Origin of the sequence: Nitrosopumilus sp. (assembly GCF_025699125.1) — an archaeon.
In the GTDB taxonomy this organism is placed as follows: Archaea; Thermoproteota; Nitrososphaeria; order Nitrososphaerales; family Nitrosopumilaceae; genus Nitrosopumilus.
Window position 1 is genome coordinate 38,127 of record NZ_JAILWC010000003.1, and the last position, 26,262, is coordinate 64,388.

At 33.1% G+C, this 26,262-nt stretch carries 28 protein-coding genes; 11 read left to right on the forward strand and 17 right to left on the reverse strand.

What is annotated here, in order from left to right; translation table 11 throughout:
• Nucleotide 1: 1 nt before the first annotated feature.
• A complete protein-coding gene (gene crcB / locus K5783_RS07690; RefSeq protein ID WP_297473482.1) occupies nucleotides 2-382 on the reverse strand; it encodes a fluoride efflux transporter CrcB in 381 nt (126 codons plus the stop codon).
• A 128-nt stretch (nucleotides 383-510) separates the two neighbouring features.
• On the opposite strand from crcB, the gene K5783_RS07695 reads away from it, so the two are divergent.
• Together K5783_RS07695 and K5783_RS07700 are read left to right on the forward strand one after the other, a co-directional pair.
• Nucleotides 511-702 (forward strand): DUF1059 domain-containing protein, encoded by a 192-nt coding sequence (locus tag K5783_RS07695; protein ID WP_297473484.1) that lies wholly within the window; start codon nucleotides 511-513, stop codon nucleotides 700-702.
• A 178-nt stretch (nucleotides 703-880) separates the two neighbouring features.
• Complete coding sequence (locus tag K5783_RS07700; RefSeq protein ID WP_297473486.1) at nucleotides 881-1,801, forward strand: transcription initiation factor TFIIIB; 921 nt, start codon at nucleotides 881-883, stop codon at nucleotides 1,799-1,801.
• A gap of 16 nt (nucleotides 1,802-1,817) precedes the next feature.
• On the opposite strand, the gene K5783_RS07705 is transcribed toward K5783_RS07700, so the two are convergent.
• The 4 genes from K5783_RS07705 to hsp20 all read right to left on the reverse strand — a co-directional run bounded on the left by K5783_RS07705 (nucleotide 1,818) and on the right by hsp20 (nucleotide 5,251).
• A complete protein-coding gene (locus K5783_RS07705; protein WP_297473487.1) occupies nucleotides 1,818-2,249 on the reverse strand; it encodes a hypothetical protein in 432 nt (143 codons plus the stop codon).
• Between the two features lie 71 nt (nucleotides 2,250-2,320).
• The gene (locus tag K5783_RS07710; protein WP_048114480.1) at nucleotides 2,321-2,539 is read right to left on the reverse strand and encodes a hypothetical protein; all 219 of its coding nucleotides are present in this window, start codon (nucleotides 2,537-2,539) and stop codon (nucleotides 2,321-2,323) included.
• A gap of 30 nt (nucleotides 2,540-2,569) precedes the next feature.
• Nucleotides 2,570-4,723: a CDC48 family AAA ATPase gene (locus K5783_RS07715; RefSeq protein WP_297473492.1), complete on the reverse strand. Its 2,154-nt coding sequence runs from the start codon at nucleotides 4,721-4,723 to the stop codon at nucleotides 2,570-2,572.
• Between the two features lie 27 nt (nucleotides 4,724-4,750).
• Nucleotides 4,751-5,251: an archaeal heat shock protein Hsp20 gene (hsp20, locus tag K5783_RS07720; protein ID WP_297473494.1), complete on the reverse strand. Its 501-nt coding sequence runs from the start codon at nucleotides 5,249-5,251 to the stop codon at nucleotides 4,751-4,753.
• 120 nt (nucleotides 5,252-5,371) lie between these two features.
• Between hsp20 and K5783_RS07725 the strand changes: the two genes are divergently transcribed.
• Together K5783_RS07725 and K5783_RS07730 are read left to right on the forward strand one after the other, a co-directional pair.
• Complete coding sequence (locus K5783_RS07725) at nucleotides 5,372-6,022, forward strand: ACT domain-containing protein (protein ID WP_297473495.1); 651 nt, start codon at nucleotides 5,372-5,374, stop codon at nucleotides 6,020-6,022.
• Between the two features lie 78 nt (nucleotides 6,023-6,100).
• Nucleotides 6,101-7,456 (forward strand): NAD(P)/FAD-dependent oxidoreductase, encoded by a 1,356-nt coding sequence (locus K5783_RS07730; protein WP_297473497.1) that lies wholly within the window; start codon nucleotides 6,101-6,103, stop codon nucleotides 7,454-7,456.
• 49 nt (nucleotides 7,457-7,505) lie between these two features.
• Here the strand turns inward: K5783_RS07730 and K5783_RS07735 are convergent, their stop codons facing one another.
• The 5 genes from K5783_RS07735 to K5783_RS07755 form a co-directional block, all read right to left on the reverse strand.
• A complete protein-coding gene (locus K5783_RS07735) occupies nucleotides 7,506-8,024 on the reverse strand; it encodes a hypothetical protein (RefSeq protein WP_297473499.1) in 519 nt (172 codons plus the stop codon).
• Nucleotides 8,025-8,125: 101 nt separating this feature from the next.
• Nucleotides 8,126-8,773, reverse strand: coding sequence for a P-loop NTPase fold protein (locus K5783_RS07740; RefSeq protein ID WP_297473500.1), 648 nt, complete (start codon nucleotides 8,771-8,773; stop codon nucleotides 8,126-8,128).
• Nucleotides 8,754-8,957 (reverse strand): hypothetical protein, encoded by a 204-nt coding sequence (locus tag K5783_RS07745; protein WP_297473502.1) that lies wholly within the window; start codon nucleotides 8,955-8,957, stop codon nucleotides 8,754-8,756. The genes K5783_RS07740 and K5783_RS07745 overlap by 20 nt, the downstream gene beginning before the upstream one ends.
• A 184-nt stretch (nucleotides 8,958-9,141) precedes the next feature.
• Nucleotides 9,142-9,405, reverse strand: coding sequence for a hypothetical protein (locus K5783_RS07750; RefSeq protein WP_297473503.1), 264 nt, complete (start codon nucleotides 9,403-9,405; stop codon nucleotides 9,142-9,144).
• 179 nt (nucleotides 9,406-9,584) lie between these two features.
• A complete protein-coding gene (locus K5783_RS07755) occupies nucleotides 9,585-11,132 on the reverse strand; it encodes a peptidylprolyl isomerase (protein WP_297473505.1) in 1,548 nt (515 codons plus the stop codon).
• A gap of 72 nt (nucleotides 11,133-11,204) precedes the next feature.
• On the opposite strand from K5783_RS07755, the gene K5783_RS07760 reads away from it, so the two are divergent.
• Together K5783_RS07760 and cbiE are read left to right on the forward strand one after the other, a co-directional pair.
• Nucleotides 11,205-11,696, forward strand: a complete 492-nt coding sequence (locus tag K5783_RS07760) for a hypothetical protein (RefSeq protein ID WP_297473506.1) — start codon at nucleotides 11,205-11,207, stop codon at nucleotides 11,694-11,696.
• 2 nt (nucleotides 11,697-11,698) lie between these two features.
• Nucleotides 11,699-12,415, forward strand: coding sequence for a precorrin-6y C5,15-methyltransferase (decarboxylating) subunit CbiE (cbiE, locus tag K5783_RS07765; protein ID WP_297473509.1), 717 nt, complete (start codon nucleotides 11,699-11,701; stop codon nucleotides 12,413-12,415).
• Here cbiE and K5783_RS07770 read toward each other — a convergent pair.
• Nucleotides 12,412-13,317, reverse strand: coding sequence for a plastocyanin/azurin family copper-binding protein (locus K5783_RS07770; protein WP_297473510.1), 906 nt, complete (start codon nucleotides 13,315-13,317; stop codon nucleotides 12,412-12,414). The genes cbiE and K5783_RS07770 overlap by 4 nt on opposite strands.
• An 85-nt stretch (nucleotides 13,318-13,402) precedes the next feature.
• Entirely contained in the window at nucleotides 13,403-13,939 is a 537-nt protein-coding gene (locus K5783_RS07775) for a stage II sporulation protein M (RefSeq protein WP_297473512.1), read from the reverse strand.
• A 76-nt stretch (nucleotides 13,940-14,015) separates the two neighbouring features.
• Here K5783_RS07775 and K5783_RS07780 point away from each other — a divergent pair, with 76 nt between their 5' ends.
• Nucleotides 14,016-15,461, forward strand: coding sequence for a DNA-directed DNA polymerase II small subunit (locus tag K5783_RS07780; protein WP_297473513.1), 1,446 nt, complete (start codon nucleotides 14,016-14,018; stop codon nucleotides 15,459-15,461).
• On the opposite strand, the gene K5783_RS07785 is transcribed toward K5783_RS07780, so the two are convergent.
• Entirely contained in the window at nucleotides 15,438-16,640 is a 1,203-nt protein-coding gene (locus K5783_RS07785) for an AAA family ATPase (RefSeq protein ID WP_297473515.1), read from the reverse strand. The two genes, K5783_RS07780 and K5783_RS07785, sit on opposite strands and share 24 nt — an antisense overlap.
• 485 nt (nucleotides 16,641-17,125) lie before the next feature.
• On the opposite strand from K5783_RS07785, the gene K5783_RS07790 reads away from it, so the two are divergent.
• Nucleotides 17,126-17,530: a hypothetical protein gene (locus K5783_RS07790; protein ID WP_297473517.1), complete on the forward strand. Its 405-nt coding sequence runs from the start codon at nucleotides 17,126-17,128 to the stop codon at nucleotides 17,528-17,530.
• On the opposite strand, the gene K5783_RS07795 is transcribed toward K5783_RS07790, so the two are convergent.
• From K5783_RS07795 to K5783_RS07805, 3 genes are all read right to left on the reverse strand, one after another.
• Nucleotides 17,520-17,681, reverse strand: a complete 162-nt coding sequence (locus tag K5783_RS07795) for an AbrB/MazE/SpoVT family DNA-binding domain-containing protein (protein ID WP_297473519.1) — start codon at nucleotides 17,679-17,681, stop codon at nucleotides 17,520-17,522. The genes K5783_RS07790 and K5783_RS07795 overlap by 11 nt on opposite strands.
• 134 nt (nucleotides 17,682-17,815) lie before the next feature.
• Nucleotides 17,816-18,418 carry a winged helix DNA-binding protein gene (locus tag K5783_RS07800; RefSeq protein WP_297473521.1) on the reverse strand — a complete coding sequence of 201 codons (603 nt, stop codon included), beginning with the start codon at nucleotides 18,416-18,418 and terminating at the stop codon, nucleotides 17,816-17,818.
• Nucleotides 18,419-18,545: 127 nt separating this feature from the next.
• Nucleotides 18,546-18,908, reverse strand: coding sequence for a hypothetical protein (locus K5783_RS07805; RefSeq protein ID WP_297473523.1), 363 nt, complete (start codon nucleotides 18,906-18,908; stop codon nucleotides 18,546-18,548).
• 64 nt (nucleotides 18,909-18,972) lie between these two features.
• Between K5783_RS07805 and K5783_RS07810 the strand changes: the two genes are divergently transcribed.
• Together K5783_RS07810 and K5783_RS07815 are read left to right on the forward strand one after the other, a co-directional pair.
• A complete protein-coding gene (locus tag K5783_RS07810; protein ID WP_297473524.1) occupies nucleotides 18,973-19,725 on the forward strand; it encodes a geranylgeranylglyceryl/heptaprenylglyceryl phosphate synthase in 753 nt (250 codons plus the stop codon).
• Between the two features lie 10 nt (nucleotides 19,726-19,735).
• A complete protein-coding gene (locus K5783_RS07815) occupies nucleotides 19,736-23,113 on the forward strand; it encodes a DNA polymerase II large subunit (RefSeq protein ID WP_297473526.1) in 3,378 nt (1,125 codons plus the stop codon).
• A 2-nt stretch (nucleotides 23,114-23,115) separates the two neighbouring features.
• Here K5783_RS07815 and K5783_RS07820 read toward each other — a convergent pair whose 3' ends face one another.
• Complete coding sequence (locus K5783_RS07820; RefSeq protein ID WP_297473527.1) at nucleotides 23,116-24,438, reverse strand: serine hydroxymethyltransferase; 1,323 nt, start codon at nucleotides 24,436-24,438, stop codon at nucleotides 23,116-23,118.
• A gap of 103 nt (nucleotides 24,439-24,541) precedes the next feature.
• Between K5783_RS07820 and thsB the strand changes: the two genes are divergently transcribed.
• Nucleotides 24,542-26,254, forward strand: coding sequence for a thermosome subunit beta (thsB, locus tag K5783_RS07825; protein WP_297473528.1), 1,713 nt, complete (start codon nucleotides 24,542-24,544; stop codon nucleotides 26,252-26,254).
• Nucleotides 26,255-26,262: the final 8 nt, after the last annotated feature.

Sequence of the window (26,262 nt, forward strand, 5' to 3'; positions counted from 1 at the left end):
ATTAATTGTTAATTATTGCACTCATTAAGGATTTTCCCCCAATTAATGCTGTAATTGATAAGCCAATATTTGCAATTACATTGATTGCAAGTGCCCCATAGTGATTATTCTCAAGAAGATTGCTTGAATCAAGTGCAAATGATGACATTGTAGTAAGTGAACCACAGAACCCTACTGCAGCAAAAAGAGAGTATCTGCCATCAAGGTTCCATTGTTCTGAAAATACTACAAATGCACCAAGGATAAATGCGCCAATAACATTGACTATCAAAACATTGACAGGTAATGTATTGAAAAGTAAAGGAGATTCAGTAATTTTGTATCTTAGAAATGCTCCAAATACTGAACCAACTGCAAGAAAAACAAATTCTAAACCTTTCATCTACACCATACTAATTATTTGACATTATTAGTGCTATTTGGGAGGATTTGGGTAAATTCACACCTAATTTTGTTTTTTCAGAGATACATGTCTATGGTTTTTATAGGTTCAATTATTTTCCAGACTAAATGACCCTTAAACTAAGATGCGATGACTATGGTTTTGAATGTGAATTCATTCTAGATGGAGAGAAAACCGTAGGATTGATCGAAAAATTAAGAAATCATTTTGAAGAAGAGCATGGAATCGATTATACAATTGAAGCAGTTACTCAAATGATTACAAACCGTGGACATTCTTTAGAATCAATAAAAAAATAGATTTTTTCTAAAAAAATATTTTTCATTTTTAACATTTATTACATTGTGTATTGTATCATACTTAAGAACCAAATCAAGCGAAAATTCTAGGAATTTTTGGTTTGCAATGTTATGATCTTAATACAAAATTACCTGAAAGTATTTGTTTTTATTTGATAATCACTAATACTAACTAGTAGTGTTAAAAAATTATTCAAACGATTATGATGTCAAGTGTGAACTAGATACTTGCAAAACCTACCCTGCAATAACAGATTCTGAAAGAGGAGAAATTGTTTGTGGGGGATGCGGTCTTATTCTAGTGGAAAACATGTCTGATGCATCATATGAAAATAACGGTTACTCTCAGGAAGATTTTATGAAGTTGGCAAGAACAGGTCCTGCAACATCACTAACAATGAATGATAAGGGATTATCAACTGTAATTGGTACAAATAAAGACTCTACTGGAAAAGCATTATCCAACAAAACAAAATATGAATTCAATAGATTACGAACATGGGATCAGAGAAGTAAATCAAGAAAGACTGCTACATTAAGCAAGGCCTTTACATTACTTCACGGAATGAAAACAAAATTAGGAATTCCAGATAATGTTGTAGAAAATGCTGCCTATCTTTACAGAAAAGCAGTTAATGCAAAATTAACTAGGGGAAGAACAATGGCTTCATTGATTTCTGCCTCATTGTATGCAGCATGTAGAGAAAACAACATTCCTAGAACATTAGATGATGTTGCCGAGGCTGGAAATGTAGAAAGAAGAATACTTTCCCGAGATTTAAGAACCATAATCAAAAAGCTTGAATTGAATCTTAATCAATATGACACTTCATCATTTATCTCAAAAATTTCAAACAATATGAATTTGAAGGAGAAAACCAAACGAGATGCATTTGATATACTAAAGCGATGCGAGAAGGAAGACATTACCGCTGGAAAGCATCCTGTAGCACAAGCTGCTGCGTCATTATATCTTGCATGTATAATGAATGGTGAGAAAATTAGTCAAAAGAAATTTTCAGTAGAATCTGGAGTCAGTGATGTTACAATTAGAAATAGAGCTGTTTTGATTAAGAAAACATTAAAGCTTATTGAGTAGATCATTCAAAAAAATCCTACAAGTTAATTGTAGGATAAAATATTTTTTCAAATAATACATCTTTTAGTCTGTTCGCCAAATCAATTATGACACGTACTTGTTCCATTGTAATTTCTTTAAGACTTGTAATAGTTTCATTTAATTCTGAAATCATATCTTGTAATCTCATATTTTCATTTTTTAGAGATGATATCTCTCCTCGAAGATTGGTATTTTCTTGTTTTAGTTTATTATTTTCTTCAGTTAGTCTTTTTATTTTTTCTGACTCTGTTTCTTCTGGAAATGGTGCTGGTGCGGGTGCGGGTTCTGGCATTCTAATTGGTTCGGGTTCTGGAGAAGGTTCTGGAATTTCTGGAGGTTCTGGTTCTTGCTCTGTATTGATTGCAAAGACAAATGGAATGCTTGTCAAAATAATCAAAGTCAAGCTAAAGATTAAACCAGGTTTCATTTTTCCACATACAAATTAGAATAATTTTGTATATGAATATGATTACTGATTTCTAAGAATGAAAAAGAAAGTTATTTGTAGAAATCAGGTTCTTGATCTTTCTTTTGTTTAGGAAGATCTTCCATTACTGCTTGAACTACTTCATTGTGGTTATATGTTAAATGCCTAAGAAATTTCGCTGATTCATCTGCTCTAGTTTTTTCATCAGCAAATAACATCTCAGGACTACTTAACTCTGCCATCATTGTATTGCATTCTTGGCATGGATTAAAGTCAAGATATAGCTTCATTGATTTGTGTCATCCTCCTTAGTATTTAGACTATTTTATGGATTGAGGGATAGGAGCCTCCTTTTTTTGAGGCTTTACCTTATCAATTGAATCAATCATATCTTCTTGTGTTATTTTGATGTCTTTGACATTTTTAGATTTTCCACTAACAAATCTCTTTAAAGCAGTAATAGCTGCTCTATTTGCTACTGCTGCAATTTCTGCACCGCTAAAACCATCTGTTAACTCTACTAGTTTTCCAATGTTAACATCATTTGAAAGTGGTTTCTTTTTGGTATGAATCTCAAAGATGTGTTGTCTTCCTTTTGAATCAGGGTTTGGAACTTCGATGATTCTATCAAATCTTCCTGGTCTTAGTAATGCTTCATCAACTATATCTAACCGATTTGTTGCACCAATAATCAAAACATTGTGTAATTCTTCTAGTCCATCAATTTCAGTTAAAATTTGAGATACCACATTTTCAGTTACATGTGAGCCTGAATCTCCACTTCCTCGTCTTGGTACAAGTGCATCTACTTCATCTAAAAAGATGATACAGGGAGCTGCTTGTCGTGCTTTTCTGAAAATTTCTCTAACTCCCTTTTCAGATTCTCCGACCCATTTTGAAAGTAATTCAGGACCCTTGATACTGATAAAGTTAGATTCTGTCATTTTGGCAAGTGCTTTTGCTATCAATGTTTTACCAGTTCCAGGCGGACCGTGAAGTAAAATTCCCTTTGGACTTTCTACATTTACATAATCATAAGCTTCTTTGTATTTCATAGGCCATTCAACTGCTTCACGTAATTCTTCTTTTAATTCATCAAGACCTCCTACATCATCCCAACTAACATTAGGAGTTTGAACTTGAACTTCTCGCAGTGCACTTGGTCTGACTTCTTTTAATGCATCTTGGAAATCATCTCGAGTAATCTTTATTTTCTGAAGAATTTCTGTAGATATTTTTTCCTCACTTAGATCAACTTTTTCAATATCAAGAATTTTGCGTAGAGATATCATTGCAGCTTCCTTGGCTAACACTTCTAAATCAGCGCCTACAAATCCATGTGTGGTCTTTGAAATTTCTTTAAGATCAACTTTTTCATCAATTGGCATTCCACGTGTATGAATTGATAGAATGTCAAATCTTCCTTCTTCATCAGGAATTCCAATTTCAATTTCTCTGTCAAATCTTCCAGGTCTTCTAAGTGCAGGATCAATTGAATCAGGTCTATTAGTAGCAGCAATTACTACAACTTTTCCTCTAGATTTCATCCCATCCATTAATGTTAACAATTGTGAGACTATTCTCTTCTCAAGTTCGCCAGATACTTCATCTCTTTTTGGTGCAATTGAATCAATTTCATCAATGAAGATAATACTTGGAGCATTTTCTTCAGCTTGTGTAAATATTTCTCTAATTCTCTCTTCACTTTCTCCATAATGTTTTCCCATAATTTCAGGGCCGCTAAGAGAGATAAAGTGGGCATTAGTTTCACCTGCAACTGCTTTTGCAAGAAGAGTCTTTCCCGTACCTGGAGGTCCATACAATAACACACCTTTTGGTGCATCAACACCTATTTTCTCAAACAATTCTGGATGTCTCATTGGAAGTTCAACCATCTCACGAATTTTTAGAACTTCACGTTTTAATCCTCCAAGTTCATCATATGTTATTCTTGGAACAGATGCATCAATCGCTTTTGTCATTGCACCAAGCTTGAAGATAGTTTCTTCTGTAACAATAACTGGTTTTGATGGTTTTGTATTGGTTACAACAAATTGTATTTTTCCACCCATTGAAGTTGGTAGTTGAATTGAATCATGTACAGTAAATACATGGTTTTGGAATGAATTTATCATGAAATAATGTAATTGTTCTTCATCAATTTGTAATTTTTCAGTTGGAGATAATGTAATTTGTTCAGCATTAAATGCTTCAACAGGTTTTATAGAGATTTTATCTCCAATAGCTGCTCCAATATTTTGTCTTGTAATTCCATCTATTTTGATAATTCCTGTGCCATATTCTTCAGTTGAACCTGGCCATAATTTTACATGGGTTTTTTTGTTATATGTTAATTCTAATATTTGCCCTGTATTCCATTTCTGATCCTCAATAATTTTAGGATCAACAATTGCTCTACCCATCCTTACATGTTGTTGTGGAATTTCATCTATTCTTAAAATAATTTCACTCATATTTTTACCTCAAAAATTATGGGAGGTTTATTCAACCTCCACCGTTTTGCCTTTTGGTTTTTCTTCTTCAATTAACTTGAAGACTATTTGTAAAACTCCGTTTTTGTAAGAAGCCTTTGCAGAGTTTTCATCAATTTTTTGTTGTACTGGAACTTTAACATGATATTTCTTTTTGTCATGTTCTGCAGAAAGTTCTACAATCTTGTTTTCAACAACAACTTTGACATCAGTTTTTTCAACTCCTGGCATCTCAGCTATGAGTTTTACTACTTTTTCTTTTTCATCGACTATTGTATCGACTACTGGTTCTCGTGTATCAGAAGTTGGAAGAAGTCCTGGTTTGACATTTCCATATTCCTTTACAACAGGTTTTCCATCTGGACCAACAGTCATTGTGTATCCATAACAATATGGACCAGTGGTAGAACCATTACCCTTGAATTCCTCAAAAATGTCATCTATGTTAAAAAAAGAGTTTGACATTCTCTTGAAGATTCTATCAAATTCACTATCAAAGAACATTGTCATATTCACCTATACTATGTAATGTATATGACATTATATAAAGATTATTGTAATTTTCTTGATTTCTTACATAATCCTATTATAATTGACATAATATAATAATCTTTAATGAGAGTGGCCAGCATGTCCATACCAGAGATTGTAAGGGAGATAATTACTAGAAATCGATCGATTTATGATTGTATGAAAATGGATCTGATAAACTACACAGCATTAGCAGTAAAGATTCAACCAGAGATTGAAAAAATACTAGGAAATTCTGTTAATCTCAATACTGTAGTAGTTGCAATAAAGCGATATGCAGATTCATTTGAGTCTAAAGATGAGGTAAAAGATGGATCAGTTTTGAAAAATGCTCGGTTGGCATTAACTGATGGAATTATGGATATCAAATTTTCAGTTAAGGAATCTGGTGAGATGGATCCTATGGCTATTTTGGATAAATTCTCCAAGATTACTAATAATTACGAATTTTTTAGGTTATCTGATTCTTTTAGATTTCTTACTGAAGACTTGGAGGATATCCGACAAATTTTCAATAATGTCCCAAGTAGGGAAGATATGTTCAGTACTGGGCTTGCAAAGATTAGAATTTCAATTCCTAATGCTCAAAATCAGTCAGATGTTGTCTCTTATGTTGCGGAGGTATTACATACAAATGGAATTGAGCTTGTAAATGCATTTTTTAGTCAAGATAGCATCATCGTTATTCTAAATGAAAAAGATGCTTCAAGGGCTTATGATATTTTACATTCGGATATAATGAGAGCCTAAAAATTTTTGTTAATAAGTAATACCCATTTTTGATGTTATCTCATAGGATATATTCAGTAATTTTATGGGTACAGGTAAATGGCTAGAAATAAGAAAAAAATTGTTGTTTTAGGTGGAGGTTTTGCAGGTTTAGAATGTACTATAAAATTAGAGAAATTTTTTAAGAATGATTTAGAAATTGAGATTGTTTTAGTTAGTGAGGATAATTTCTTATTATTTACTCCAATGTTGCCACAGGTAGCATCTGGGATGATTGAAACTAGACATATTGTAATGCCAATTAGAACAATTACTAAAAAAGCGGTTTTTTATGAAGGCAGAGTCAAAAATATTGATCCGTATGGAAAGATTGTCAATTTATGGGGAAGTAGAGATAAAAGAGGAATTTCGATTCATTACGATTTTTTAGTTGTTGCATTAGGAAGTGAAACCAATTTTTTTGGAATGAGTGATCTTGAAAAGAATGCTTACCAGATGAAGACACTCAATGATGCAGTTCTTGTAAGAAATAGGATTATTGATATGTTAGAGCAGGCTGAAAATGAAACTAACCCAATTTTAAAGAAAAGTTTTCTAACATTTGTGATTGTAGGCGGAGGTTTTGCAGGAATAGAAACTGCAGGAGAATTGATGGATTTTCTTTTGGATGTGAGAAAATATTATCCAAATATCAAACGAGAGGATATTCGCGTAATTGTTTTAGAAGCACTGCAAAATATTTTACCTGGTTTCAGTGAAAGTCTTGCAAAGTTTGCCCAAGAAAAATTATCTGGGCGTGGAATCGAGATTAAGCTTCAAACAGCTGTTACGAGTTTTAATGGAGATGAAGTGATGATTAAGAGATCAGATATTGATAAAGATGCAATTGATGATTCAATGGTAAGTTCAATTCAATCAAAAACCGTAATTTGGACTGCCGGTGTTACTCCAGTTAATACAATCAAAAGATCACTATTCAAAACAGACAAGGGAAAAATTATCGTTGATGATAATTTAGAAGTGGTCGACTTTCCAGGGGTTTTTGCAATAGGTGATTGTGCATTATTTTTAGATCCTAAAACTCAAAGACCTTTTGCACCTACTGCTCAAATTGCAGAAGCTCAAGCAAAAGTTGCTGCAAAAAATCTTTATTCTTTGATTAAAAATAAAGAAAAAACGAAATTTGTTTATGAATCAAAAGGGCAGATGGCAATAATTGGGAAAAGAACAGGAATTGCCTCGTTTTTGGGAATGAATATTCACGGTATTGTTGCATGGCTTCTCTGGAGAAATGTTTACTTGTCAAAAATACCTACATGGGATAAGCGTTTCAGAGTATTTCTTGATTGGACAGCAGATGTTTTCTTTGATAGAGATATCTCCAGATTGAAATTCATGAGACGTGAGCCAGAAAAAGAATACAAGGTTTTGGATGAAGTAGATGATGTTTGGTAAAAATAGAATGCCCCCCTTTTACGCGTAAATTTAGACGGGACTAGAAAGTTTAGAATTTAATATTTCTAAGGCCTTCAAGAAGATTACTTAGGCCATCAATGTTACCTAAACCATATTTTGCAATTTCTTGAACGATTTCTTGTTGAGACAAATTTTTGGCATTATCAATTAATCTCTTAATCCATGAATCTGTTTTAGGATCTAATTTCTGTGCAATTTTTTCAATATTACCATTATCTATTAAACTCAAAATTGGTTTCAGCATTTTTTTTGTGTAGATTATTCCATCAGCTGTTATGTTAAATTTTTCACTTAATTCTCCTTCGGGTTTCGATCCTGCTCCTATAATATCATTCAAATTTTTAGGAACTACTTTTATCAATTCCATTTTTGTCAAATTGTATAATCCTTCAGTTACATCTTTTTTTCCAAAACGTTCATCCATTGCAGTAATGCAACAATCTTTGAGAATTTGCATTGCTGATCTACTTTCTTCTTTATCATGTAGATAGATCAATGCCCATCTTTGGAATGATGATAACAAGTGAGGTGGATCAGCATAAACCAATTAGTTCAGATCAAGAAATGCACTACTTGTTAATTAATTAGATCAAAAAACCTTAATCATAAAATTTCACAATATATGAATTCTGTAATAATTTCAAGAAATCATCTCATAGTTTCATTAGTTTCAGAACATAAGATATCAAAATCCGTTTCTATACTGTCTAATGAAATTTTCAGTTCTCCAGGTAAATTATCTACCAAAGTCACAAATTCGGTAAGAGTTGTTGCTTCAGGCTCTTGATAACTAAATTTTGAAGAAAATCTTTTCAATTCACCATACATTGTATTAGAATCTCCTCTAACTTGGGTGTAAAATGAAAGTCCATTAAGATTTTTCTTTATAATACGATGAAAATGAACTGCTTGATCAATTGAAAGTATTTCTTCTAATAATGTCCACAATATAGCTGAAATCTCAGAATGTTTGCTTGATAATAACAAAGAGCGATAACTTACATTATTTAGCATTCTTTTAATTCCTCTTGGATTTGTTGGTCCAAATCTAGACATCATATGAAGAAGAATTTGGGGCATATTGGGTACTATTGTTTTAGTAAAATCCACAATCAAAGCTTGGGAAGGAACAGGAATGGCAATTCTAACTTGGAATATTTTTTCAAGATAATCACGTCCTTCTTTTTGCGTATTTGGATCTATTCCATATTTTTTGTACCAAGCATGTTGAAGGCGCTTAAAATCAACGGCTGCTATGAATACAGTATTTTCCACATCAAGAAATAATTTCATCATTGCCACAAATCACAATTCTAGAGTATGGGACGGTTACAGGAATGAATTTTTCGGTTTCCTGTTTTTTGGTAAAGACGTCAATTCCATTTTTCAAGATCAGTTTCTGTCCTGAAATGGAAACACCGCATCCATACCCTGATAGCACCTTGATGTCATAGTGATTGTTTTTTCCACGCAATGTCATTTCCATTTTCTCCATTTGCAAAATGAAAATGGTTCACGTATGGTATGATGACAGAGTTTCATTTTTCTGACTTTGTGCCCATACTGCGACCATTTTGCCGTCATTTGTGGGAAAAGATGTTCATTTTTCATTTTTCCACGCTCACAAAAGTGGAAAATCCATTCCCACACAACCACTCATTTTCTTACAAGTCCATGTTGCAGTTCATGCAATACTTTTGACCATCAGGAAGTGTGTCTATCATTTTCTTTGGATGCTTACATTTTGGAACAAGTTCTGCCCTGATCTTCTGCAGATTGGAAATTACAGTTTCATCATAAGTTAGAATTGCTTTTGCAACATCTTCAACTTCGGTTTTGTAATTCCAATTCTTTTTGAAGTGCTCCATTGCTTGTTTTCTTTGGTCTATCCACCAATCAAGCATCTTGATTGCTTTTTTGACTGTCATTGATTGGTATTGATCAAAAACAAGATCTTAAGCAAATCCCAAACAATAACCCGTAGCTATACTTTCTAGTCCCGTCTAAAATTACGCGTAAAAGGGGGGCATTCTATTTTTGATGATGTTTGGTAATCTAAAATTATTTTTAATTAATTTTTTGAATTAGAATATACAAAAATTGAAATTTATAGAAACTTTCTTTTCAAACTATAAACAAAAATTGCGGGTGCCAAGAAATACATGCCTAAATTCATGACAATTATTCCTATTCCATATCCCAACATATCTTCTTCTGAATTAACATCTACATAATTCAGAATTGATAATGAAGTCAACATTGGAGTAATGGAGAATTTTACTAATTCCTTGAAAACAGTATTCTCCCTCTCAAAATCAGCGATAGTTGGTGAAAATGAATAATAGAATTGGTTGAAACTGGTCATAAATGCAGTACCAGATTCAGTTGATAAAATAGTATTATCTCTGAGTTCTCTTAATTGTTGAACTTGGGGTGCAAGTTCAGAACCATAAGTTGCAGTAGCGATTAGGCATCCGCCACCCTCTTGATTCTCATCTGATTGTGATGTATTATTTTGATTTGGATTAGATAAAATTTCAAAAGAGTCAATTGTTTCTTCAAATCTTGAAAGTTGGGAATCAAATTCATTTACGCCATTACTGTATGAAAGAGTGTAAAATTTTTCGTTACCATAAACCATTATTTCTCTAAATTTTACATTATATGATTGTCCATCTGATGAAAAATTTCCTTCGGCATCAATTGCATATGCTTCATTTCCATGAACGGTAATCTTTTCTTGAGAAATTACATTCAAATTTCCGGATTCAACTGCTTGCCTTATAGTTTCAATTTTTTCGGAGATGAGATCATCAAGACTTCTTTGGTTCGTTAACTGTACCGTCAAAGAAATTACTGGGTTAATCTCTCCAATTTTTGGTCCGACAGCTACTACGTCAGGAGAATTTGGTTGTGATTTGTCAGGCTGTTGTAATAACCAACCTTCAGGTACGCTAAATGCAATTTCATGTTCCATACTTTCATATTTTTGGTTACCAGTTGAGGGAGTTGCAACAGACTGTATACGTTTAGGCTCAGATAATTCAAGAAGATTTGGAATATCAGATTCGCTAACAATTGTAACCTTAGTGATTCTTACATCTTCAGGATTTACAGGTCTGTCATTGGCGTCTGTTTGAACTGCTGCAATCTTATCAAGTGTTTCAAAACTTTCTGCAGTTACCAATCTGCCAAATACTGTGTATTGCTCATCAAGGAAGTTAGAATCTTTATGGACAATGAAAAATTGAGAACCTGCACTGTTTGGATCAGCAGATCTTGCCATTGAAACAATTCCACGATTATGCTTTATTGTATTAAATTCTGCGTTGATTCTTTCATCAGGTCCTCCTGTTCCCCAAGTGTTTGGATCACCATCTATTGTATTTGGATCACCACCTTGAATCATAAAATCTGGAATTATCCTATGAAAGAGAGTTCCATCATAATATCCACTTAGAGATAATTTAATAAAATTTTCAACATGTGTTGGTGCGTCAGCAGGAAAAAATCCAATTGCAATTTTTCCTAAATTTGTTTCCAAAATGACAGTAGGATTGGTAAAATCATGAAGGTTTACAGTTTGGGCAAATGCTGGATTTCCAAAACTTGTTAAAAATAAAGATAAAGTTATGGTTAGAAATATTTTATTCAATATTTTTTTTCAAAATAGCTTACATAAAAGCCAATTGTATTAGTTTTTAACAACCTCAAATAAAATTACTACATGCAACCTGATGAAAAGATTCAGGCACATTTAGTTTCAGTCTGGAGAGAATCTAAAAAATTCTTTTCAATAGGTGGAAAAGAAGGAATGCTAATTTTGACTGATAAACATCTCATGTTTATTCATAAAACTGAATCAAAAATGAATTGGTGGAAAGCCATAACTCAAAGACAAGTGGTTAATTTTATCAAATCAAAAAATACTATGATTCGCCATGACGGATATGATGAAAAAGAGTTAATGAATGATTTAGAAGATGAGAGAAATATTGAGTTATCATTTGACAATATTTCTAATATTAGTTATGAAGAAAAGGATTGGGGTACTCCACTATTAATAGAATATGAAAAAGATGGGAAACAAGAGAAATTTCAATATTCAATTGCTCAAGATTGGGTAAAATATCCTGTAAAAGAGCCCATGAAATACATGAAGGTGGATTGGAAACCTTTTGTGCAATATATTAAAGACAGGCAGAAATTTACAAAGTAAAATTGGGAAAAATTTTTGCTGTTGGTGTTGGACCTGGCTCTCCAAAATATGTAACTGAGATAGTAAAGGAGATTATTGAGAATTGTGATGTTATAATTGGCTACAAATACACTCTGAAAACTATCGAGTACTTAACTGAAGGAAAAGAAGTTTATGAAATCACTATGAATAATCAAGAGGAATCTTATCAGAAAATTCTTCCAGAACTCGGTGATAAAACGCTAGTAATTCCATTTACAGGTGATGTGAATTTTTCAGAGTCAGAAGTGGTGGATAGGTTAATAGAAATTTTTGGAAAAGTGGAAATAATTCCGGGTATTAGTTCAATTCAGGTTGCTGCATCAAGGGCTCAAGTTCCTCTTGATAAATCAAAAATAATTACAATGCACGTAACAACTCCAATTGATGATAAAAAGTTAGAATTGCAAAAGGCACTGATTGATGGTTTTAGTGTAATTTTAGTTCCAAGACCATGGCCAAAACAACCTGACAAACATTTTATGCCATCAGAGATTGCAGCTTATCTTCGAGTAAATAATTTTGATACTAGTAAAATTAAGGTTCATGTTTATGAGGCAATAACAACTGAAAACGAGACAAGTTTTGTAGGAACTGTAAAAGATTTGGAGGGGAAAGAATTTTCAGATTTATCAGTAATGGTATTTAATCAAACGAGTTTGGACTCATACATGAATTACAAATGGCAGTGGAAAAATTAATTTCCCGAGTTTTTGCCTTGACCTAAAACTAAACTATCAGAACTTGGAAAAACATATGCTACAATTCCCATCCATTGATAATCAGGATCATACAATCTATAGAATCCTGCATCATTAAATGTAATAGAAACTGATTTGCCAGGCAAAATTTCTCCTGTGGATATTCTACCATCTGCTGTATATCTATCATAACGAGAACCATAATTTTCTTTTCCACTTTGAATACTATGCGATACAACATCATCATTTACAATAGTTATAGTTGTACCTGGTTGTACTGAAATTCTATCATGAGAAAAGAACCTCAGACTAATATTAGAACTATCTGTGGGATTAATTCCAGGAATAACATCATCAGTTGATTTTAGTCCAGCTGAACCTTTAAGAATACGAATAGTTAGATCAGTTGATTTTAACTCTGTAGAAACTGGTGTGATTTTAGATAGTTTAGATAGTTTTGTTGTATAAAGTACTTTGTAACTATCATCAGAGGTCGTAATTCTTCCAGTAAAACCATAAACAGATGCATCCTTGCTTTCTTCAACTAATCTTCCAAAGAAGCTTATCGAAGTATCTAATCCCCTAGAACTTTCTACATTTCCATTAATTCTAATATATTGGCCTTCACGTAAGAATTTTCCATCTAATTTAGAAATTGTAAACTCTTCATCATCTAATGTGATAAATCCATCTTCCGTTACAAAATTAATTGTGCTTCCACTTTGCTTTTGAGAAGATAACCCTAGATCAATTTCTGATATTTTGATTGATTCTTCAGTTACAGCGAATCCAGAACCTTCTAAAAGATATGGTTGATTCTGAGAAACCTCAGCATATGACTCATTGATGAAATATCCTGATGAAACAGCAAGTAATACTAGTAGAGATATAGCTGCTTTCATGATTAATTTCTCATCTAATTTGGTTTATAATTTGCTATTAAATTATTTTAGACTGATTAGGCAAAACCATGGATAATATCGAAAATTAAAAGCCAGGCATCTCAAAACCTTCTTGTTGGGCTAATTCTAACATGTAAAATTCAAGATAGCCTCCTGCCAAAAGAAGAGCTATAACAATTCCAACTTCGAAAAGTGTTGGTTTGATAAATTGAGTCAGATTGACTTTTTTAGTAATTGCTTTAATCAAAATGAAACTTCTGGAAATTCCTATAGAGTATGCAGTAAGTTCCATCAATCCGAATGGAGATAAAAACAAGATTGCAAGTGGAGGAACGTCAGCTAGAATGGGGGCAGTAGTAACAATAGCGGCAAAAGCAAAGCCTGTAGACCAAGCAGAGAAAATTCCCCAAGCCACTCCAAATCCAGGAATAAACATGGGTAATGCAATAGTAGTGTTATGCACAAAGATTCCAAATGCATCAATATCCAACACAAGTTCTTCAAATTCTAACATGAAGTTTTTAGCATCTTCATCACTAACAGATGTCATAGAACCTAATTGATATGCAGAAGCAAAAATTGCTAAAAATATGAAAAATGTGACCGTTCGAATTTTTTTCACATTGTCATTGATTATGAACGATATTTGAGGGTTGGTGTAAGCGCAGATTTAATTAAACCTGATAGTATTTTTTGATATGAAAAAGGAATTATCCTTTGTCTTAAACTATGCATTAAACAAAGGATTTCAGATTCATCCGGATGCTTTTAAAATATTAGAAAATTTGGATGTAAAAAAATTAGAGAAAATAATTAAAGAAATTGTAAGAGAGAAAACTAGACAAAAATTATTCCAAATCAATCAAGATGATTTAGAGACATATTTAGGAATAAAAGAGGATTTAACCTTGCAAAGTGAAGTTAAGATATTATCCGAGCCTACTGGTAAGATAACATCTGGTGAGGGAGTTAAAGGATACAATGCGTTATTTTCTAGCCGTTTTAACAAATTAAAGCGAATTATTTCTGATAGACCAGAATCAAAAATGTTAAAATCCGCAGCTTCTGTGAAAACTGCAAAATCGGATGATGATATATACGTGTGCGGTCTTGTTTCAACACGAAATTCTGAAAGAAACATCACCAAACTGATCTTGGAGGATCCTTCAGGTTCTTTTGAAGGGATTATTTTCGATAATGAACTACAAAAAACAGCAAATGCTCTTTTGATGGATCAGTTTGTCATGGCCAGAATCAATTTGGGAAAGAATTCAGGCTATATTATCAAAGATTTGATTCTTCCAGATATTCCTGATCAGGCTAAAAATAAATCAGAATCTGAAGCATATGCTGTATTTCTTTCAGACCTGCATATTGGAAGTAAGTACTTTATGGAAGATGAGTTTTCTGAATTTGTTTCTTGGTTATCAAGTCCTGATCCAGTTGCAAGAAAAATTCGTTTTGTCCTAATAGGTGGAGATGTTGTAGATGGTGTTGGAATCTATCCTAATCAAGACAAAGAGTTAGTTTGTCAAACTATTCAAGAGCAGTTAAAAAAGGTAGAGGAGTTAATTGATAAAATTCCAAAAAATGTCAAAATTATCATTATGCCGGGAAATCATGATCCTGGAAGAAGGGCTTTGCCTCAGCCAGCAATCCCAAAAAAATACAATTCTGGCTTATGGGAAAGGGAAAATGTGGTAATGGTTGGAAATCCAGCCTTTGTATCATTAAACGGTGTTAAAATCATGATGTTTCATGGTCAAAGTATTGATGATATTGTTAAGACTACACCTGGTCTAAGTTATGACAAACCGACTAATGTAATGCGACATCTTCTAAGAGCAAGACACCTTAGTCCAATTTATGGAAGTCAGACGCCAATAGCACCAGAGATGGAGGATCTTTTAGTAATTGAAGATATTCCAGATATTTTTCATGTAGGCCATGTTCATAGAGCTGAATTAGATATGTACAAGGGAATTTTATTAGTTAATTCCGGTTCTTGGCAGAAACAGACACCCTTTCAGGCCAGTGTTGGAATGACTCCAAATCCAGGAATAGCTATTATGGTAAATCTAAAAACTTTTCAGGTTTTCCATGAAAATTATAGTTCAAATTCAGACAATGTCTTGCAAAGTTAAATCATCTTTGAATGTTTTTTTTATCATTTCAGATGAGATGGTAAGTTTGTATTTTTTTGTCCTTCCATGAATTCCTTGGTGGATTAGTCTTCCAGTAATAATACCAGATAGTTCAATTTCACTTAGCATTTGTGTGATTCTTCTTTGAGTTAGCTCGTCTCTTCCAACTACTTTACAGAGATTTTTGTATGAGGAATATATTTCCCCTGTTGAAGAGCCGTTTGCCTTCAAAATTGCTAGAATAAGCAATTTTTCATGGAGAGGGTATGATTTGAGGGATGTTTCTTCCTTGTTTTCTTCAATTTTTTGGGTGGCTTCCCTTACATGCTCAATTGTCACTTTTTCAGATTGTTGCCTCTCAGCAATCTCACCTGCTACACGGATTAGATCAATTGCTCTTCTAGCATCACCGTGTTCTCCTCCTGCTAAGGCTGCACATAGATTTAGGGCTGGTTCTTCAACAGAATTCTCTATGAAGGATTCATGAATTCTTTCTTCGAGTATTTTTTTAATTTGTTCCACATTATAATTTGTAAATACTATCTCTTCTTCTCCAAGACTGCTGATTACTCTAGGATCCAGTTTTTCTTTAAACGTCAAATCATTTGAAATTCCAACCAAGGTCAGAGACCCTTGTTTTAGACGCTCGTTTGCCCTTGTAAGTTGATATAAAATATCCTTACCTGTTTTAGCTACTAATTGAGCAAGATGATCAATCTCATCAATAACAAAAATGGCATTTAATTTTCCCTCATCTATTTTATTAAGCAATCTTTTGAAAACTTCACTTGTAGCCAATCCACTTGATGGTAATTCCTTTTCAGATAGGTCTAATTGTCTGCCTAAACTTACCAATAATCCATAAAGGGTTGTTTCATCTTTGGAGTTTGAATATACTAATTTAATTGGAAAATTAGATTTTTCAACTCTTTCTTGAATTTTTGAGAGTACTTTTTTAACTACAAGTGTTTTTCCGGTTCCTGGTTTTCCATAAACCAAAAGATTAGACGGTCTGGATTGTTTTAGAATTGGTAATAATGATTGGGTAACTTTTTCTTGTTCAGAATTTCTATGAAGAATAGTATTTGGAATGTAGGTAAAATGCAAAATATCCCTATTTTTGATAATTGATTTTCCCGATTCCGCTGCATCAAGCATTCTATCTATAGGATCAGACACACTCACACACCTTCATTTCCATTCAATACTAACATAATGATATCTAAATTAAGAGAGTATAGAATAGAATAGTAATTGTAGTTTAGTTCGTAATTAATTATTTTTAGTTAGTTTTAGATTTTCTTAAAAAAAAATAAATTTTAAAAAAATAGAGTGGAAATATCGGTGTGTGGGTTAATCCTAAAAAAGAGTTAACAGTTTTGTTAATGAGTTGTTAAGAGAAACCCAAAAAACACCATTTTGACCCCTTTATTTCCACTCCAGGCGTTAAGATAGGTGTTAACAATGTGAATATCGTCAAAATACCCCTTTATTTCCACTCCAGGCATAAAAATAACCATAAAATTGGTTATGTTGTTAGATAGTTGTTAATAACAAAAAATAGGCTAGGCGTGACCTAGGCAGTCAACGTTAACAAACTAATTAGTTAACAAATATTCTGGGATCTGTTGAACTGTTAATTATTATTCCAATAAATCTCTAAGATGACAAACAAACGAATTCGTATTGGTATGGAAGATTCAGATGGCGCAAAATATGATATTAAATTAGAAGGTAATGTGACTAGAGAAAAAGTTCTCAAAATATTTGAAATGATGGATTTGATGAATATTGAGGAAGAACAATCTGAAACAACAAACATGGATTCTGTAGGTTCAAAAATTTGGCATATTATTGATAAATTCTTCCCTATGGGTAAATTTACATCCACAAACATTCTTGAAAAATATGAAGATGAATTTAATGAACCTATAAAACTTAGTATAATTTCCACTTATTTATCAAGATTCTCTACAAAAGGTAGGGTAAATAGAACTAGAACTGGTCGAGAATGGATTTATCAAACTATTAAAATTGGCCAAAAACATGAATTATTTTCTAAGAAATAGTTACTTTTCTAATCAATAGCCTATCTTTACCAAGAATTACCTTGACGTATTCACCTTTCTGAATATCCATATATTTTCTAAATTGTTTAGGGATTGAAATTGTTCCTGCAGAAGTGATTTTCACTAAAACCTCATTATCTTGTATAGACATAATATGGTTATAATTTAATAATATATATAATTTAATAAATTATATAATTAATATATTATAATAAATTAAGGCTGTTTTGTATGACTAGTAATAAAATATTGTGAAACAAATTCCTAAAAACTTTGAAATATTTTTTAAGCGATAGAATGGCTGGTTTGAACTTCTTCAACCTTTGCTAAACCCTTTTCAGTAATTGAATAAGTATATGGTTTTGATTCTGTATTTCTTTGAACATAACCATCTTCAAATAATTTCTTCATAAGTCTTGATGTGTGTTCTCTGCTTCTCTTTAATGTGATTTGTATATCACGTGATGTCATAGCTTTGTTTGTGATTAGTTGTAACACATAGTTTGTTGGATTTGAATGTTCAACAGATGGAATATTAGGCACGGAAACTGGTTTTTCATGTTCAATTTCAGGAGTAACTTTTTCCTCAACCAATTTCTCTTTTACTTCACTTTTGGCTAATTTTTCTAGAAATTGTTTTAGATCAATATTCGGATCTTCTGATTTTTCCTCAATTCCATGTATTTCTAATGCATCTAGGCGTATTTTCATATCAATTAACTGCCTTTCATAATATTCTAGACGTTCAGATTGTGATGCATCAAATACTTCATTTTTATTTTTAATAAATGGTCGAATTTTATAATAGAGATACAATCCACCTAAACCAACTATGAACGCTAAAATCACACCTAAAATCACTTCAGGTTCAGGAATCTCTACTAACATCACAACTTTAACGCCTATGACGTGATTTATCGTGATTGAACAATATTATTTCACACTTTAGATTAACTAACTCACACACTTTGTCACAATAAAATCAAATAAGTTCAATTCACCATAATCACATATATCACATATTACATGCCTGTCGAATGAGCCTATCTATCACACTTATCACTTCATCCTCTCTTTCTGGGAAAATATCACTATCATTAATCACACTAATCTGTTCAGAGAGTTTGGATATCACATCAATATCATCAGGCAAAAGTATGCCTAAACCACGTAAAAGTATGATTGAATAGAATAATCCAATTAATTTTTCTCTAGATTGCCCAACTTGTCGATAATAGGCTCCTTTAGTTATGGAAAAATCAGATTCTAAAAGATTCTTCTGATTTAAAATAATTTCAATTTGTCTTTCTGTAAATAGAGATTTTTTGATAATTTTACGTATAATGTTGTTAAAATTAGATCCTTCTAATTCTGTCATAGCTATACAAATCTGTATACTGCATTCCAATTAAACTTTAAAGAGCCATCTACAAATTCATTTTATGACTAAAAACAAAGTTGAAACGTTCCTAAAATCAGAATTAAAAAAGAAAAATGCGTTATTGTTTGTATTAATCGATTCAGAAGTATCTAATCTTGATGAATCAGCCAAACTTGCCAAAGATGTTGAAAAGATAGGGGCATCAGCAATCCTGGTTGGTGGTTCCTCAGCTACCGATCAAATTGAGATGGCTCAAGTTGTCAAAGGAATAAAAAAAGGAATTAAAATTCCAATTATTCTGTTTCCTGGAAATGTTACTGGTGTTGTGCCTGATGCAGATGCAATCTTGTTTAGTTCTTTAATGAATTCAGAAAATCCGTACTTTATTACTCAAGCTCAAGCCTTAGGAGCTCCAAGCGTTCTAAAGTTTGGTTTAGAGCCACTTCCTACTGCCTATTTGGTAATAGGAGAAGGGACGTCTGCCTGGTTTATAGGTGCAGCTAGAGGTATTCCATTTGAAAAACCAAAAATTGCTGCTGCATATGCATTAGCTGCTCAATTTCTTGGCATGAGGTTTGTTTATTTGGAAGCAGGCTCAGGAGCAAAATCAAACGTTACTCCTGAGATGGTTAAAACTGTCAGACATGCATTTAATGGGTTTTTGATTGTTGGTGGGGGAATTAAAGATGTCAAAACAGCCGAAAGTTTAGTCAAAGCGGGGGCTGATGCTTTAGTCATTGGAACATTCCTTGAAAAAGGTGGAAGTATCAAAAAACTCCAAGAAATAGCAAAAGTAATTCAAAGAAGCAAATAGGACACATATCATGTCTGAAAATGACGCAATTTCTCGTATTAGTGGAATTAAAATGCCAAATTACTATCTGGATTATTATACTAATCTTTCAACTTACACTTATTCGATTTTTGAACATGCTGCAAAGGCAAAATCTAGCTTGGTTGATTCTTCAGGAATAATTGAACCTAAAATTGCTTTTGATCTTGCAGATCGGGTTGCAAAAATGCACGAAATTGATATTGCTGATCCATTACGAGAACTTTTAAAAATCAATGGAAAAGAACTTTCCGCACTAATCCTTTCAAAAGAAATTGCCTTGGGAAAATACACTCTTCCTGATTCATCCATGGAGGAAAGACTTGATCTAGCAGTTAGAGTTGGTTTAGCAATTGTAACTGAAGGAGTGACTATTGCGCCATTACAAGGTATTAGTGAAGTAAAAATCAAGAAAAACAAAGACGGCACAGAATATCTCTCAGTTTCCATTGCAGGACCTATGCGTTCAGCTGGTGGAACTGAATCTGCTGTAACAATGCTGATTGCAGATCATGTAAGGAAGGCAGCAGGATTAGCCAAATATCAAGCAAATTCATTTGATGATGAGACAGGCAGATTTGTAGAAGAATTAAGAATCTATGAAAGAGAAGCCAGCAGTTTTCAATTTCATATTTTAGATGAAGACATCGAACATGTAATATCTAATCTGCCTGTAGAACTAGATGGAGTAGATACTGATCCTTATGAAGTTGTAAATCACAAGTCCATGACTCGTATCAAAACTGATAGAGTTAGAGGTGGCGCATTACGTGTATTAAATGATGGATTAATTGGCAGATCCAAAAAACTTCTCAAAAGAATTGAATTATACAATTTAGATGGTTGGGAATGGCTCAATGATCTTAAAGGCGCAGTTCAGACTGGTGAGAATCAAGAAGACGCTGCTGCTAAGAGAATGCGTGAGGTAATTACCGGAAGATCAGTATTATCAATGCCCAACAAATTAGGCGGATTTCGATTAAGATATGGAAGAGCATGTAACACAGGATTTGCAGCAGTTGGAATTCATCCTACGATTGCTGAAATTCTTGATCACACAGTAGCTGTTGGCACACAAATTAAAATTGACATTCCAGGAAAGGGGGCTACAGTTGCATTTGTTGATTCGATTGAAACACCAACTGTTCGTTTGAATAATGGAAATGTAATAAAAATTAAAGATGTAAAACATGCATTAGAACTAAAAAATGAAATTGAAAAAATACTACATCTAGGTGATATTCTAATTTCGTTTGGAGATTTTCTTGAAAATAATGCCCAACTAATACCATCAGCATATGTTGAAGAATTCTGGATTGAAGAATTAAAACAAAAAATTCAAAATGTAAAGTCTGACGTTCCATATCTAGAACAATTCCTAAATAAAACACCTTCAATCGATGAAGCGATAAAAATCTCTCTTGATTTCAAAATTCCACTACATCCATACTATCTGTATTTTTGGGATAAAATTTCACCTGAAGATCTTAATGTACTTCTAGAACCTACAAAAGTCAGTGCGGCATTAATTGAATACCCATTCAAAGCTAAAAAAATACTTGAAAACCTTGGTACTCCTCATATAGTTGAAAACCAAAAAATAATTTTAGAAAATCAAGAAGCAAAAATATTTTTTAACATATTATTTAGAGAAAAACCAATTATTGATGATTCATCTGTTCCTACAATAATTTCAAAGTCATCAGGAATCCAAATCAGAAATAAATTTTCTACTTCTGTTGGTGTTAGAATAGGAAGACCTGAAAAAGCAGCTGCAAGACAAATGAAACCACCAACACATGTTTTATTTCCTGTAAGTGATAAAGGCGGACCTACAAGAGATATTCTCAAAGCATCTAGAAGTGAACACTTTTTTGCAAATATTTTCAATAGACTTTGTAATCAATGTAACGAACCTTCAATTGGAATAAAATGTTCCAAATGTGGTGTAAAAACAACAATTACCTATAGGTGCACTAATTGTAGAGATGTACTGAATGAGCCGTTTTGTGAAAAATGTAAACGAAAAGCTCCTGCCCATTCACATAAAGAATTTCCATTAAAGACAAGATTGCTTTTGGCTCAAGAGAAAATGGGACTTCGTGCAAAAGAGCCATTCAAAGGTGTAAAAGAATTAATTAATCAAGATAAAATCGCTGAACCTTTAGAAAAAGGATTAACACGACAAAATTTTGGATTAACAACTTTCAAAGACGGTACTGTTAGGTTTGATGCAACAAATTCCCCCCTAACTCAATTCAAACCATCTTGGATTGGAACTTCAATTGAGAAACTAAAACAACTTGGATATTATCATGACGTTGATGGAAATCCTCTTGAAAACTCAGATCAAATTATAGAACTTCGTATGCAAGATGTGATAATTCCTTATGAAAGTGGGAAATATCTTGTTTCTACTTGCAAATACATTGATACTCTTTTACAGAAATTTTATGGTGTATCTCCATTTTATAATGTAAATAATTCCAAAGAATTGATTGGTCATCTGATTATTGGTTTGGCACCTCACACTTCTGTTGGGATTGTAGGACGTATTATCGGATACACTGAAACTCATGTTTGCTTTGCAACACCAAACTGGCATTCAGCAAAAAGAAGAGATGCTGATGGTGATGCTGATTCTATAATGCTTCTTATGGATAGTTTACTAAATTTTTCAAGACAATTCCTTTCTGACAGAATTGGTGGATTAATGGATGCTCCATTACTTATTCAACCATTAGTTTTGCCACACGAATCTCAACCACAGGCACACAATCTTGAAGTTACAAAAATATTTCCTCTAGAATTTTATGAATCCACATTTCGTCAACTTAAAGCGTCGGACATTACATCTGTTGATATTATAAAATCAAGGCTAGAAACTGAGAGACAATTTTATGATTATTTCTTTACACATTCAACTTCATCTCTAACCACATCAAAATCTCGTAGTGCATACTCCACTCTTGGTTCTATGCTAGATAAATTTGACATGCAAGTTAAAAATGCAGATTTGATTGATGCTGTAAATACCTCAGAAATTGTTTCAAATGTAATTTCAACACATCTTGTTCCAGATATTATGGGAAATCTTAGAGCATATGCAAGACAAAACTTTAGGTGTACTGGATGTGGCAAATCTTATCGTAGAATGCCCCTTATTCAGACATGCATTTGTGGTCATAAACTGATTGCTACAATTACAAGGGGATCTGTAGAAAAATATCTCAAGCTTGCAAAAAGACTAGTTGAAAAATACGATGTTAGTGAATATCAACGAGGAAGAATCCATGCATTATCCGATGAAATTGAACTGGTATTTGGTAAAAACAAAGGAGATCAATCACTACTTACTGATTATGCCTAAAACTATCTTAGTTTAACGTATTCGTAAGCACCTAACTTGTTGTCAAAACAGAATTTAACTTTTTGAAAATTCTTTCTGAAAGATTTAACTTTTGAAAGTATTTTCTTTGGTTCCTTTTTCTCAATCACAATATTTTTAATTAGAGATGCAATTTCCTCCATTTCATTTTTCTTCATTCCAAGTCGTGTAATTTCAGACACTCCTAATCTAATTCCACCTGGATGAAAATAATTTCGTCCAGCTTTAATATCTCCTGGAATCAGTTGTCTATTAACAATAATGTTAGCTTTTTCTAAATCAGCTTCTACCTTACCGCCATCAGAATAATCTAAAACATTAACTGCAACCTGATGAGATTTTGTAAATCCTTTACTTTCACCTAAAACTTTGAATCCCATATCATTTAGTGCATCAGCTAATGACTTTGCATTTTTTATTACTGCAGATGCATAATCCTTTCCAAATTCTAAAGCTTCCGCAAAAGTTACTGCCTTTCCTGCCATATGATGAATATGGTGACTACTTGTAAGACCTGGAAATGTTGCTTTTTTAATAACCTCTTCGTGCTTCTCTGAACCTAAAACAAGACCTCCTTGAGGCCCAAACAATGTTTTATGAGTGCTCATAGTCATAGTATCTGCACCTTCACGCAATGGATCTTGGAATTTACCACCTGCAATTAATCCTGCTACATGAGCTGCATCATAATTAATATGAATATCATAGCTTTTTAGAAAATCTGATAACTCTTTGACAGGATGTGGAAACAAGAATAGTGAACCACCAAACATTGCCATTTTTGGAAGACGATTGTCTTTTTTTAACTCCATAATTTTTTGTTTGGTCTTATCTACATCAATTGTCATTTCTTCTGCATCAAATGGATAGAATTCAATTTCCAATCCATGAACTAAACCGGCAGTTCCAAAATGCTCTTTTTTACCATGTGAAATATGGCCTCCAGCAGGAATAGATGGTGCTAACATTATGTCACCAGGATTAGTAAAGGCAGAATATATTGCTAGATTTGCAACTACTCCTGAAATTGGTCTTACATCGGCAAACTTTGCTTTGAATAATTTTTTAGCTAATTTCATACATTCAAACTCTACTTCATCAATGTACACACAACCTGCATAGACTCTCTCCCCAGGCCATCCTTCAGCATATCTATTTCCAAAATCAGAAATTATTGCTTCACGTACAGCAGGACTTGGAATATTCTCACTTGCTATTAATGGAATTGAATTTTCAAACCATTTATGATGTTCCTTTAATTTTGTAAAAATTTTATCATAAGCTTCTCTATTTTGAGATTTGGTCATATTCTGCAACTTTATTTTCCCAATTTAAAAACACCGATAATAATCTAATTTTTCTCATCTTGATCTGGAAGGTATAAAAGGGGAATCTGGGGTTTTTGCATCTATGGGTATGCAGGCTACTTCAAAGGGCACTATGCCGGTAGTATTGTTAAAAGAAGGTGGTTCAGAAACTAAAGGTCGAGAAGCACAAAAGAACAATATTGCTGCAGCTAAAATTATCGCTGAAATCGTTCATACCAGTTTAGGTCCTAGAGGAATGGATAAAATGTTAGTTGATTCCTTAGGCGATGTTACTATTACAAATGATGGGGCAACCATCCTTAAAGAAATTGATGTTCAGCATCCAGCTGCAAAAATGCTCGTTGAAATTTCTAAAACCACAGATAATGAAGTTGGAGATGGAACAACATCTGCAGTAGTTTTAGCAGGTTCATTACTTGAGCATGCAGAATCACTAATCGATCAAGATGTACATCCAACAATTATTGTTGATGGTTACAGAAAAGCTGCAAAAAAAGCTAAGGAATATCTTGAGAGTATTGCAGACAAAATTTCTGCAAATGACAAAAACATTTTAACCAAAATTGCAAAAACGTCAATGCAAACTAAACTTGTTAGAAAAGATGCTGATCAACTTGCAGAAATTATTGTAAAATCTGTACTTGCTGTTGTAGAAAAGAATGGTGAAAACTATGATGTTGACATTGATGATATTAAAGTAGAAAAGAAAGCAGGCGGATCTGTTAAAGATTCTATGATTATTCAGGGTATTGTGCTTGATAAGGAAGTAGTTCATGGTGGAATGCCAAGAAAAATAACTGATGCTAAAATTGCTTTAATCAACACTGCCTTAGAAATCAATAAAACTGAAACTGATGCTAAAATTAACATTTCAAATCCTCAACAACTAAAATCATTTCTAGATGAAGAAAATAGAATGTTAAAAACAATGGTTGACAAAGTAATTGGTTCTGGAGCAAATGTGGTGTTATGTCAAAAAGGACTTGATGATATGGCACAACATTATCTTGCAAAAGCAGGAATTATTGCAGTTAGAAGAATCAAAGAGAGTGATCTTACAAAACTTGCAAAAGCAACAGGTGCACGAATAGTGACAAATCTTGATGATCTCTTTGAAAAAGATCTAGGCAGTGCAGAAATTGTTGAAGAACGAAAAATTGAAGAAGATAAATGGGTATTCATTGAAGGATGCAAACATCCAAAATCTGTTACCTTACTTCTACGTGGTGGTTCACAAAGAGTAGTAGATGAGGTTGAACGTTCAGTTCATGATGCTCTTATGGTAGTAAAAGATGTTATTCTAAAGCCAGAAATCGTTGCAGGTGGCGGTGCACCTGAAACATTTGCTGCAACAAAACTTAGAAGTTGGGCAAAATCATTAGAAGGAAGAGAGCAATTAGCTGCAGAAAAATTTGCTGATGCTCTAGAATCAATTCCATTAGCACTTGCTGAAAATGCTGGAATGGATCCAATTGATACACTTACACTCCTTCGTTCAAAACAACAAAAGGGTGAAAAATGGACTGGAATTGACGTAATGAAAGGTAAGGTTGGAAATATGAAAACTAGTGATATTATTGAACCCCTAGCAGTAAAACTTCAGATAGTATCTGCAGCTTCAGAAGCTGCTTGTATGATTCTTAGAATAGATGACGTGATTGCTACTCAAAAATCTGGAGGAGGTCCACCTGGCGGAGAAGGTGGAATGCCACCTGGAATGGGTGGAATGCCACCTGGAATGGGTGGAATGCCACCTGGAATGGGTGGAATGCCTGATATGGGCGGAATGATGTAAATTAGTTT